Raw genomic sequence first — 11,241 nt, forward strand, 5'->3', positions numbered from 1 at the left:
GGTTACCGCCTGGGGGCCGCTGCGCTATGTGGTGCTGGCGCGGGAGCTGACCAAAACCTGGGAGTCCTTCCACGGCGCGCCCATCGGGGAGCTTCTGACCTGGGTGCGGGAAGACGACATGCGCCGCCGCGGCGAAATGGTACTCGTCGTCGACGGCTATCGCGCGTCAGACGATGCGCTGCCGCCGGAGGCGCTGCGCACGTTATTACTGCTGCTGGCCGAATTGCCGCTGAAAAAAGCCGCGGCGCTGGCGGTGGAGATCCACGGTGTGAAAAAGAATGCGCTATACCGCTATGTCCTCGAGCGGCAACAAAAAGCGTAACGCGACTCGGCGGCTTAATCCTTGGACTGCATATCGCGGATGACAAGCGCCGGGAAAGTGTCTATACTCCGCCCAGGAGTTGACCAGACAGTCGCCGCTACGCCGTCGTCCCCACAAGGGGAAACAGGGGGGAGGAAAGTCCGGGCTCCATAGGGCAGGGTGCCAGGTAACGCCTGGGGGGTGCAAACCCACGACAAGTGCAACAGAGAGAAAACCGCCAATGGCCCACACAAGCGGGAACAGGTAAGGGTGAAAGGGTGCGGTAAGAGCGCACCGCGCGGCTGGTAACAGTTCGCGGCATGGTAAACTCCACCCGGAGCAAGGCCAAATAGGGGTTCACATGGTACGGCCCGTACTGAACCCGGGTAGGCTGCTTGAGCCAGCGCGCGAGCGCTGGTCTAGATGAATGACTGTCCACGACAGAACCCGGCTTAACGGTCAACTCCACTCTTGCGTTAACCCCGCGCCTCCACGCTGGCGCGGGTTTTTTTTGCCGTTTACGCCCACGGGCTTTACTACTGCCGGTCGGTCGTTGCCGGCCAAAAATCAACAGTGTCTGCAACGGCGCTGTGGCTCGCAATGTATCAGGGAGTGCTCATCATACTGGCCATACACCGATTGTAGATAAGCGCGCCGGCCGTTAAGTGTTACCGTCAGGCTCTTATCCCGCTGCCAGCGTCACCTGATGCACCTACGGTCTGATGCCGCAGACGTAGGCTCCCATGTTCCCCTTGTAGCGAGACCAGTAGAACATAGGCGGCTGAGGGTAGAATGAGCGATTGCACGGCGGGATTATTCCGCGTGGGGCAGTCATCGAGTCACAGTTACGCGAATTAGTGGTAGCACGCCGATATTATGCTCACTGTAGCTAACGCTTGGGCTGGGCAGCCAGCATCAACGATTCGCCGGGGTGGCGAAGTGGATATCATGACCGTTACTATCGCAGTATTCAGCTTCGCCCTACAAGACGATATTCAACACACCTACGGGATAGATCTGCAGCTAGAAGGTGGTGCTGACCGCCAGCACTTCCTGATCCAGCTCCAAGTACCAGAAGCGAGGCGTATTGCAAAAAGGCCGAATCGAAATAGTGGCCAAAAGAAAAGGTGTAGCGTGCCTACAACCATCCGAAGTCCTTTTAGCCATATTGTTGGCTATTCTACAAGTAATCATGGCATCATCTGTCTCCACATGGTCCGGATAAAGCGTAAGCGGCTGGACGGCGGATTGTTAGCAAGTTAATCTGGACGACATATACAAAATCCTGCATGAGAAGATCCGATGGCTAAAGACCGGATATTGACGCTAGAAGAGAAGCCATGCGGGTAATGGATGAGATCGATAGGCTCGGCAGCTGTGCCACTGCGGAGGATGAATTGGGGCGGGTGCCTTCAGTGCTAGCCATACTATGCAGAAATTCGAGGAGGAGCTGGATGTGGTCTTATTCGACCGGTTCGATCACCGCACAAAATACCAATGTCGGCCGTATGTTGCTGGAAGCGGCGGATAAGCTTACCACCGATGCGTAGGCACTGGTGCGCGGGTGGGCAATCCATTTAACGCTGGTGATCGAAGCTCTAGTCCCCGCTGAAAAACTGTTTCCTTTGAAAGACAAGTTGGCGCACAAAGCCAGCACCTAGGTTTTCGTTACTGATGAAATTCTGACCGGCGCTCGGGAGTGTCTGGAACAAAGGTAGGCCGATATCGTCATCGCGCCGGATTTATATTTCCGCGCGTCGTCAGAAATCAATAGCCGCAAACTTTGCCGCTTGCTCAATATTTACGTCGCCAGCACCAAACCATCCAATCTACCAGGAACCGGAGTCGCTTGTCCCAAGTCACCCGAGCCAAATATCGTGGGATCGCCATTTCCAATACTGCCCGCGAGCGGCCAGTGTTGAAGGTGCAATTGCTGGATAAACAGCAGCTCCTAACCGGTGAGCACGATAGCGGATAAACATAAAAACATAAGGCGTTGCTCACCGGATTCTGAGGTGGCGACGATGCCATACCCGATGATGAAGATATCGCCACCGGGCTGCTGGCGGGTGGTTAGAGCCCGGAATATAGCGCCGGCAGCGATGTCATCATGGCCTGGCGTCGAAATAGTATGGGCGAATCTAACTCGTAGTTCCTACGCGAAATTCCCAAATTGATTGGCCATCGTCTACTGCCGCAATCCGGCGATTGACGCGTCACGCCTCGCTGGCGTCTAAACGCTGCGAGCGGCCATGGAGTTTGCCGAGATCGAACTGTGGCCCGATAGAAATAATACCGTGCTGATTGAGAGTGGGATGACTGTGGAAATAATGGTGTCGAATGTGGGCGAAATCCACCGTTTCAGCAATACCAGGCAACTGATAAATATCGCGTAAAACTCTAATCAGTTCAAATAGTCGCTCAGGCGATGACGATCGCATTTGAAGTGGGTGTGGTACACTGCATCAAAGCGGATAAGCGTAGTCAACAACTGTAAATCCGCTTCGATCAGGCGGGGATCAGTCAGATAGTGATGCCAGCTGAGGATCTCATTAAGATGTGCCAAGGTCTAGAAAACTCCGTATGCGGCTTCATCGTAGGCCTCCTTGACAGGTGGTAAAGACGACTTTGTCAACGCTATTATTTCACCTGTGGGTGTAGACAACTGTTAATCTCGTCAATGGCGGTGCGCAGGTCAGGAGGATAATAATCGCCGGTCATCGTGCCGGCGCTGTCGAACGCGCTATTGAATATCCGCAGGATATTCGCCGATTCATTGCTGACAATGGTCTGTTGTTGCTTATCTACAGCACCGGCACCGTGACGCGGCAGCTTTAGCCGGGATCCACATGCAAATAGAGTTGATAAAGAAACGGTTTATTAAACAAAGGATCGCCGATCGCCGGTAGCACCGAGAAAATCCCGGCTGAAGGCCCCGCTGTTCTCGAGCATCAGCGGATGGGTCACCGAGACGAGGAATAACTGGATAATCCTTTCAATTGACGTACCAGAAGAGTGTAGTGCGCCCAATGAACAGGCAATGACACGTAAAATGGTAGCGGTCGGCTTCTTCGGCGAGAAATCTACAGAGCCCTTCAGGACCAGCGCTGCCGTCGGGCGTTATCCAGTTGCGGAACACTGACGATGAGCGATGAAAATATTCACCGATGGTGGAGGTATTGTGCTATTTTTCCTGCTACTATCCTTCAACGAGTAACCCTATTTTCACACTACTCTCAATATCATGCCGTTCTGTTTTTTGACTCCCCCTGAGGCCACCCCGTCCGGGAGAAAGTGCGGGGTGTCGGATTTTTTACCCACTTACTCCCTTCGCTCGCTTGGACCGACGGGCTTAGAGAGGTAGGCCCCTTGAGGTTCCCTCTTTCTAGTCGCTGGCAAGCCGATAGTATTAGTTTGCTACGCTCCTAGCGTATTGCATCACGTTAAGACCCTGGCGGAGAGTCGGCTGGTGGAGGGCGAGCATATCACGGTTTTTAGCAACACCGAGGGAAGCTAGCGTCGGATTGATCAAGGTTACGTCGTCTCTGATCTAAGATGAGATCAAGGATTTGAGCAGTCTTGTTTTTTTACCGATTCCGCGTGCTTGCTGCGGCTTCTTCTTTTTTAATTTCATCCTGAATATTTTCAGAATGTTACGATCTACCTACAGCTCCCCTCGCGCGTGGAGCTATGTGACGAGGATTTTCGTGCATTGGCTAAGGTCAACTGCTCCGACGATTGACAGCAATAGTAGTATGCCGGTTGTGGTGGCGATCGCCGTCAGGCGGTATTGCGGATCGATAGCTAGGATCACCAATACTAACAGACTCATCAGACTAAACACGGCAAACATCAGCGTTGTACTAACCATCATAACCATATGAATAATTTTTTATTATATTCCTAAAGCCCCACTAAGTCCAGGCGTAGGCGAGTCTCTACCACAACCTAAGGCAACCTAATCGCGTAACCCTTCCATCAGGTGACTTTGCAGCACTAAATTACGCCGCCTGTGCTTGTTCATGGGTGGTCCCAGACGAATAATCATACTGTTTTTGGCGGGGTAATGTTTTTCACGCAGATACCGCGATCTTTAAGTAGCTGATAGAGAAAAAACCAGCCGCCAGCGAACCCCGGCGTTCGCGGGCAACAGTGATTTACAGCATGCTGTCGTCGTGGCACAGTGTCCGCGACACAAACACCGCCACCGCCAGAAAACCGAGACGAAAGCGCTTCGTACGGCCAAAACCTGATACTTTCATCATTCTTTATCCGAATTGGTAAGCCGTTTATGGCGCCAGATGACCACCATTGAACTCAATAGCCCGATAGTCAAGAGCGCCAGCGGCAGCAGCATCAGGCACAGCATTAATACCTCTTCATAGCGCTGAAAAACTGGCGTTTTCTCGAGGATGAATCCGACTAGCATTAAGATAAAAACCCATAAAAAGGCGCTGATCCAATTGAAAAAATGAAAACGCGAACTTCCTAGGCCGGACAAACCGGCTATAGTCGGTAGCAGCGTACGTACAAACGCGACAAACCGGCCGATAAGCAAAGCCGAAAGTCCATGGCGATGAAACATCCGGTACGCCCGCTGATGATAATATGCAGGTAGATGCGTTAGCCAGCTCTTGACCACCCGGTTATTCTCCAGCCATTTCCCCTGTATATAGCTAATCCAACTGCCCAAACTGGCGGCAGCGGTCAGAAGCAACAGCACCAGAGGAAAATTCAGTGTCCCTTTCGCAATCAGTACGCCGATCAATATCAATAAACTGTCACCGGGTAGAAAGGCGGCGGGCAGTAGGCCGTTCTCCAAAAAAAGGATAATAAACACCAGTAAATAAATGATCCAAACCAGACTAGGATCGGAAAGTGTTTCAAAATCCTGTTGCCATAGTGCGTCAAAAAGTTCCTTAAATATATCCATTGTGTATTCTCAACCATTGACGGCATATCATCTACTGCTTGCCGACTAATCGGAACAGAGCAAGCGAACTCACGGTGTTAGATTTGGAACGCGAGCTTACGCTCCTATCAGCGGCAAACTGTGAGGCAAACGCTTCTCTATCCGCGCCGGCAAAACCTGTCCCTGCGTCTGAAGCGAGAGAAAAAACCGCGTGTAGAACGGCTAAAGTGTACAAAAAATATCCATACTGTAACAAAATCAACTCCATTGAGACAGTGAAAAATATAGCCGAAAATATCCTAAGATGGACGATATTAATGAGAATGCCAGTGCTATCAGTTTTAAATCAGCTGACATAAAATCACGCTTACCGATTTTAAACGCCGACGCTGCCCGGACTCTTGCGCTACAAAATAGCGGTGGCAAGTCTTTATTGACGCAAAACGGCAGCGCCCTTCATAGGGCGTGAAAATGAGTCTAAAGTGGCGACCAGCACGACAGGGAATGGGTGGAGGGTGGCAAGCGTTGCCGAACAAAAGAGAGCGTGTTTAGCCGGAAAAAGGGTCCCGTCGGTTAGCGGGCAAAAATGGCTATTTGTGGCACTATACGATAATTAAATAGCATAAAAAACCAGTGGTAAAGATATTTATGCCGGTAGACTTCCTTACATTGCAGATAGTTCACACTATAGCTATCCTGCACGCGTGCTCTAATCCCTTACGCATAGTGATGATAATTCCGTGCTTCGTTTCTCATCAGGCTGATTTTGCCCTGGTGACCAGCGTGCATTTTTATTCTTTTAAAAAAGTATTGGTAATTATATATTCTAATTAATTAGAATATATATTGTAAATTTTCCAATTTTTGAGATGGATAGCGTAAGGTTATTCCTTAAACCTTCAATCAGTTGGGTGAAGGCAATTCTCACCATTTTTAGAAGCATCATTATATTTTAATAGTTATCGTTATCGTTATCGTTATCGTTATCGTTATCGTTATCGTTATCGTTATCGTTATCGTTATTATCAGTTTTGCACTGTGTTTCAATCACATGGTAGTCGTAACGCTCTCGGGCCTTATCACAGCGATTTTGGCAGCGCCTATGTGCAAAATCGCTACTAAAATTGCTACCATATGATATGACGCTACTGGACTTGACGCACTCGGCGGCCACGTACAAATGATGCGTCCACTGATAACCCCTATGGCCGAAGGTGCGGCGGTAGCTATAATATCGGCATATTCTTCGGCGAAGATGTATTTACCACCATCTTATTGATAAAAGGGTTTATGGAGTAAAACGATTATATTATCGATTCCTTGTATGTTGCCGTCTGGGACATTCCCGCCGCCTTTTTCGCGTTTATTATTCATAGCTGCCGCGTGGCATTTTACCAGCACGCGCTTATCCGGCGCTATACCGCGCAGAGCAAAGCTCGATTGTCGGGGGAGTATAAATGAACAATTCTGGATGCGCTTTATTTTCTGGTGGGCATCAATGTTTGCCGCCACGGCTATAATCAACCTTCGTGATAGTTTTAATTCTAAACGTCGGAAAAGCGCCAGCTTTTTGGGCATTAATGCGATTATTTTCATTTTCTTCAGTTAGTAGTTGTGTGCCGGCGCTGGTAAATGTTCTGTTGGTGATAGTCGTGGCGCTGTTCTTGGAGCTCGGTGGATTAGGCCGCGGCAAGCAACCTGGAAACATCTCTCAAACAGCGGGAAGTGCGCGCTAGCCGCTTTGGCAACCGGTTATTCATTCTGGCGTTGCTGATTCCCCTGGTGAAGCTGCTCGGCACCTTTGTCTTTAAGGGCTTAATCTGGAACGTCGCAATTCTGATCCCCGGCGGTTCTTCCACACTGGCCGCACTGGACCTAGGTATTATCGTCGCGCACTTCGTAGCGCTGATGATATTGCGCGATAGACGTCCGCGCCAGCACGATGAAAGAAGGCCGGCGGCTGCTGGATGCCATCGTCTGGGACAGTGTTCTGCCGCAGGTGATGGTAGCACTGCGGAGAATTTTCGTCCTGGCTGGGGTGATTATCGATGTCATCCTGCTAGGCTAGGAATCCCGCTAGGCTAGGAATACCTATCATCACGGTGGTCGCCGCCTACTGCATCGGCATTGTGATGTTCACCATTATTATGGGCAACGCATTTGTGGCATTTCCTATCATAACCGCCAGCATTGATTTACCTATTATCGTCGGCCACACGGGAGGCAAACTGGCCATAATATCCAACATCGGCATGGTGGCNGCGGTTTTTATGGCACGTTAATGACCACTATGACGGACAATTTTAATATTGTTCCCGCTGCATTGCGGAAGTTTTCCGATCAGCATAGGGTCATCAAGGTGAAGTTTCCTACCACTATCATATTGTTAATCATTAATATTATTTTAATGTCGGTGCTGGTGTTCCGTTTTTTATTCAATCCAGAGAATAAGGAAAAGAGAATAACTACCATGTAAAGCGACGTGTTTCTATTGGACGGCGAACGGGCCCCGCAGCTATGCGCAGCTATGGCGCGCATTGCCCTGGGACATGTGGGGAGCGAATATACTAACTACATCATGCACAATGGCAGGACGAACGGGACATTAACGGACCGCGCGCCGCATCCGGTTTTTTCGGCAGTTATGACTGGCACTCCTTGCGTACATAACTATTTTGCGCGCACTGCCAACCGCTTTCCCTAGCTTGCGGAGGCGGAAGCCGCCCGCGCATTGCCTCAAGCCCGAGGCGATAGCGCAAGAACTGGCTATTTTACCAAGCCCAATCATAGCGGTTTTGAGCGGCCGCGGCCCTACGGCTGTGCTTGGCTGTTTAAAACTGGTCGCTGAGTTTAGCGCCGGTCACGACGATCATTTGAGCCGCTACCATCGAGGGCGCTGGCGCCGCTGGCGGATCACCGGATCACATGGTAACGAGTTTCAAAAGATTATGGCCGCTGCAAACCTATCCCTTTTATCCACACCGGTACGCACTTTAACAGTGCCTTTGCCGGCGTTGTTAGAGCTGGATTACGCGCGAGGCAACCCAGGATGCGCCGCTGGAATCGATGTTGGTCGAGGGAGAGAAGCTCTGGTTCAGCGGAGATCGTGCCTGCTAGGCATGCATGGTAGCTGGCGGGAGATGAATTTTTATCACCGACGCTGATAGAAGAGTCTATATTGTCCCGCTGTCTATCAGATACGGCGTTTAGCGCCTGGTAGCAGGCGTTCTTGCCAAAGCTTGACGCGCAACAGCCGGAAACACTGTTCCGTCCGGTCCTTTGTCAGCGATCGCTTTGACAGCAAAATTGCCCGTCTCGACGGCTTGAACCTCAGCTGTCCCTTGTGCTGGCGCACCCTCGCCCTGGCAGTGGTGGCGGGCGGCGCATTTGGATACCAACTATATGGATGCAAATTTTTTGCTACCTTCGCGCTTTGCTAACCTTCGAGGCCTGAGCTGGCGGCGGTGCGTTGGTTATTTTACCCCGGTGGTCCACAATGTCCGGGTGTACACCATGGGTTATCGCTAAAAACATAGCGGTCAATGCTGGATTCAAAATCGTCTGTGGTTGTATGGAACAGCATCTGCTTGGCATTTTCCAAATATTGCCACATCGCCAGTTTGGGCGCGTAGGGATCCTTGTGGATTAGCGCCTTGAGAATTTGGTCATGCTTTTCGCACCAGCTTTCTATCGCTTTATCGTCGATATGCTCGTGCAGTTTGATCCAGTAAGGGTTATACCCGCTGGATCCACATTTGTTCAACAATGGACGCTATCGCGCTGTTGCTGGTGCCCAGCGCCACACCTGGACGTGGAATTTCAGATCCTATTGCAAATCGCGAAATCTGTCTTCCTGGCACGTATTCTCCTGGATCTCCATCAACATAATGATGTCCTGTATGGACATCTGGGTCGCCGGGAACTAGGCAATATTACTTTCGATGAGCTGCCGCGCTTGCAGCATATCAAATGGACTGTTTGTGGCGGACTGAATTTCGCCGGCGAGACAAAAAGAAGGATTAGCACGTATCTATTTTACTACTTTTTCCTTGTAGGCCAGATCATCAGCCACCCGCACCCTGACTTACCGTTATTTAATTTCCCGATTCTATGGAGTAAAAATCCCTGGAGCGGTTGAAAACCGTTGCCGTGACGAAGTCACCTTTGAAAAGACCGTGCATATTCTTAAAGATTTTAAACAGTACCTTATCTCCTATAAACAGTCTATTTATGAAAACCCCTCTCCCGGAAATAAATCCAGCGGTATCACACGACGCTTAAGGAGAAATCCCTTGACTGTATGCAGAAAGCTGGTTAGAGCAAGATGGTCGACGTGCTGAAATTAAGCGTATAGGCAATGATGCGGTGGATACAAAGGCTGCTCTCACTGGCGCAGGCATATATGATGCTGTTCATCGCTGGTCGCGGTAACGACGCCCTACCGGCGGTTTTGTGCCGACCGTGAAATTGGCTACCAAAAGAGAGCTGGCAGAGAAAAAACCACACTAGATCGATTTCGATGCCGGGAGGTTTGATCTACAATATGAGTATGTTGTGGCCTTAACCGAGTTTGTCAAACTTATTATTACCTTCGCTAAATGGCAATTTTCAAAAGCGCCGTGATCTTGTAATTTTTAACGGTTTTTTTGTCGGCCAGGTAGCGGTATTTCGTATTATTACGAAATTACATTTTCATTTAATTTTCAATTATATTGGCATATATTTTCCATTATTAAATAGTATTAATTTTCCCAGTCGGTAGGCGGGCGTTCATCGTCGGCATTACCACTTTTTTAACCGCTTTAAGCTGCAGCTAGCGTTTTATAGCTTGATAATCGGCCTGCATTTCGTTTTATTGGGTGCTTAACACCGCCGGCATGAGTGCCGTACTGAATAAACTGCGTATGCTGGTGGGGAAACCAGCATACGCAGTTTATGGGCCATGCTAGTTTTATCCCTTTAATACTAGGACTCGATTTTTCGAAAGTTCGCTATGGGGTCGAATTATTGTCGATCGTCGGTACGATGGGCTAGTACCTGGGCGCTGTTTCGCTGTAGCAGTTTGACCACACGTTGCGTGATGTGGTGTTCGATCGCATGTCGGATTACCCACAATTATCTGGTCGGCTCCATTAGAGGTTCGTTGATAGAGGGGCTTTTTGGGCCCTAGGCGACGTGATCCTCGCGCTATTGTGCCGCCGCCGAGAACATGGGTGTTTTAATGCGCTGCTGGCACAGAAGCCAGAGCCATAGCGAGTAATGTCGGTTTCATTTCGCGTCAGGCGTATAACCCCAACGGAATAAACCTTTCCCACCGCCGGGTCGCCGCCCCGCTATGGTTGCCCGACTCGCTTTTGTCGCCGATTAACCAATGCGCTCAGCAGCGTTACCGTCAGCGTGAACACTACCATGACCAGCGAGACGGTGACCGGAATATGGATGATATCCACAATGAGCATCTTGATACCGATAAAGACTAAAATCACCGCTAGTCCGTATTTCAGCAGCGAGAAACGTTCGGCCACATTGGCCAAGAGAAAATACATTGTCCGCAGCCCCAGGATGGCAAACAAATTGGAGGTCAACACGATAAACGGATCGGTCGTAACCGCGAAAATCGCCGGTATGCTATCGAGAGAGAAAATGACGTCGCTGAATTCCACCATAATCAGCGCTAGTAATAGCGGCGTGGCGAACAGCAGACCGTCTCGGCGGATGAAAAATCGCTCGCCGTGCAGTTCATTTGTCACCCGCAGATGGTGGTAGAGCCAGCGGACTAGAGGGCGATTACCGATATCTCGATCTTTATGGCTGGGCAGGGCCATCTTGATGCCGGTGAATAGCAAAAAAGTGCCGAAGGCATAAAGCAGCCACTGGAATTCACTGATGAGCCAACTTCCGGCGAATACCATGACGGCACGCAGACCGATGGCGCCCAGAATGCCCCAGGTCAATAGGCGGCGCTGAAGCGAAATCGGTACGGCAAAATAGCTAAACAGTATCAGCCAGACGAACACATTATCGGCTG

Annotated in this window: 7 protein-coding genes, 1 other RNA gene and 9 pseudogenes; 11 read left to right on the plus strand and 6 right to left on the minus strand. The window is 50.2% G+C overall.

Features of this window, described 5'->3' with window-relative positions; genetic code table 11:
- From BG74_RS17905 to BG74_RS07685, 4 genes and pseudogenes are all read left to right on the plus strand, one after another.
- Positions 1–322 (plus strand): annotated as a pseudogene (locus BG74_RS17905) (SAM-dependent methyltransferase); the annotation flags it as partial.
- A 75-nt stretch (positions 323–397) separates the two neighbouring features.
- An RNA gene (gene rnpB, locus BG74_RS07675) (RNase P RNA component class A) lies at positions 398–772 on the plus strand.
- Positions 773–1,177: 405 nt separating this feature from the next.
- The gene (locus BG74_RS07680) at positions 1,178–1,564 is read left to right on the plus strand and encodes a hypothetical protein (protein WP_066597621.1); all 387 of its coding nucleotides are present in this window, start codon (positions 1,178–1,180) and stop codon (positions 1,562–1,564) included.
- A 39-nt stretch (positions 1,565–1,603) separates the two neighbouring features.
- Positions 1,604–2,453, plus strand: a pseudogene (locus tag BG74_RS07685) (LysR family transcriptional regulator).
- A 64-nt stretch (positions 2,454–2,517) separates the two neighbouring features.
- Here BG74_RS07685 and BG74_RS07690 read toward each other — a convergent pair.
- The 3 genes and pseudogenes from BG74_RS07690 to BG74_RS07700 all read right to left on the minus strand — a co-directional run bounded on the left by BG74_RS07690 (position 2,518) and on the right by BG74_RS07700 (position 5,234).
- Positions 2,518–3,470 (minus strand): annotated as a pseudogene (locus BG74_RS07690) (glutathione S-transferase family protein).
- 519 nt (positions 3,471–3,989) lie between these two features.
- Positions 3,990–4,175: a hypothetical protein gene (locus tag BG74_RS07695; RefSeq protein WP_187202778.1), complete on the minus strand. Its 186-nt coding sequence runs from the start codon at positions 4,173–4,175 to the stop codon at positions 3,990–3,992.
- 387 nt (positions 4,176–4,562) lie between these two features.
- A complete protein-coding gene (locus BG74_RS07700) occupies positions 4,563–5,234 on the minus strand; it encodes a DedA family protein (protein ID WP_066597623.1) in 672 nt (223 codons plus the stop codon).
- Between the two features lie 1,135 nt (positions 5,235–6,369).
- Here BG74_RS07700 and BG74_RS19805 point away from each other — a divergent pair.
- Positions 6,370–6,492: pseudogene (locus tag BG74_RS19805) on the plus strand (hypothetical protein); the annotation flags it as partial.
- Here BG74_RS19805 and BG74_RS07715 read toward each other — a convergent pair.
- The gene (locus BG74_RS07715) at positions 6,486–6,809 is read right to left on the minus strand and encodes a hypothetical protein (protein WP_066597629.1); all 324 of its coding nucleotides are present in this window, start codon (positions 6,807–6,809) and stop codon (positions 6,486–6,488) included. The pseudogene BG74_RS19805 and the gene BG74_RS07715 sit on opposite strands and share 7 nt — an antisense overlap.
- A gap of 102 nt (positions 6,810–6,911) precedes the next feature.
- Here BG74_RS07715 and BG74_RS19810 point away from each other — a divergent pair.
- The 4 genes and pseudogenes from BG74_RS19810 to BG74_RS19820 all read left to right on the plus strand — a co-directional run.
- Positions 6,912–7,130: pseudogene (locus BG74_RS19810) on the plus strand (5-oxoproline transporter, DUF979 family subunit); the annotation flags it as partial.
- Positions 7,131–7,155: 25 nt separating this feature from the next.
- A complete protein-coding gene (locus tag BG74_RS19050) occupies positions 7,156–7,281 on the plus strand; it encodes a 5-oxoproline transporter, DUF979 family subunit (RefSeq protein ID WP_256364246.1) in 126 nt (41 codons plus the stop codon).
- A gap of 34 nt (positions 7,282–7,315) precedes the next feature.
- Positions 7,316–7,473 (plus strand): 5-oxoproline transporter, DUF979 family subunit (locus BG74_RS19815; RefSeq protein WP_369678539.1); only part of this gene is annotated, 158 nt, incomplete at its 3' end.
- Between the two features lies 1 nt (position 7,474).
- Positions 7,475–7,689, plus strand: a pseudogene (locus BG74_RS19820) (5-oxoproline transporter, DUF979 family subunit); the annotation flags it as partial.
- A 944-nt stretch (positions 7,690–8,633) separates the two neighbouring features.
- On the opposite strand, the pseudogene BG74_RS11430 reads toward BG74_RS19820, so the two are convergent.
- Positions 8,634–9,207: pseudogene (locus BG74_RS11430) on the minus strand (FCD domain-containing protein); the annotation flags it as partial.
- 145 nt (positions 9,208–9,352) lie between these two features.
- Between BG74_RS11430 and BG74_RS13975 the strand changes: the two are divergent.
- Together BG74_RS13975 and BG74_RS13980 are read left to right on the plus strand one after the other, a co-directional pair.
- Positions 9,353–9,836: pseudogene (locus BG74_RS13975) on the plus strand (altronate dehydratase); the annotation flags it as partial.
- A 113-nt stretch (positions 9,837–9,949) separates the two neighbouring features.
- Positions 9,950–10,374, plus strand: a pseudogene (locus BG74_RS13980) (YgjV family protein); the annotation flags it as partial.
- Positions 10,375–10,546: 172 nt separating this feature from the next.
- Here the strand turns inward: BG74_RS13980 and BG74_RS07750 are convergent.
- Positions 10,547–11,241, minus strand: a 695-nt coding sequence (locus tag BG74_RS07750) for a TerC/Alx family metal homeostasis membrane protein (protein WP_244267431.1), incomplete at its 5' end; no start/stop codon positions are given.

The organism is Sodalis-like endosymbiont of Proechinophthirus fluctus (assembly GCF_001602625.1).
Classification (GTDB): Bacteria; Pseudomonadota; Gammaproteobacteria; order Enterobacterales; family Enterobacteriaceae.

Bases quoted from the DNA above. Each gene is read 5' to 3' on its own strand.
- BG74_RS07680 (WP_066597621.1), top strand. From the start codon at position 1,178: ATGCTCACTGTAGCTAACGCTTGGGCTGGGCAGCCAGCATCAACGATT.
- BG74_RS07695 (WP_187202778.1), bottom strand. From the start codon at position 4,175: ATGATGGTTAGTACAACGCTGATGTTTGCCGTGTTTAGTCTGATGAGT.
- BG74_RS07700 (WP_066597623.1), bottom strand. From the start codon at position 5,234: ATGGATATATTTAAGGAACTTTTTGACGCACTATGGCAACAGGATTTT.
- BG74_RS07715 (WP_066597629.1), bottom strand. From the start codon at position 6,809: ATGAAAATAATCGCATTAATGCCCAAAAAGCTGGCGCTTTTCCGACGT.
- BG74_RS19050 (WP_256364246.1), top strand. From the start codon at position 7,156: ATGAAAGAAGGCCGGCGGCTGCTGGATGCCATCGTCTGGGACAGTGTT.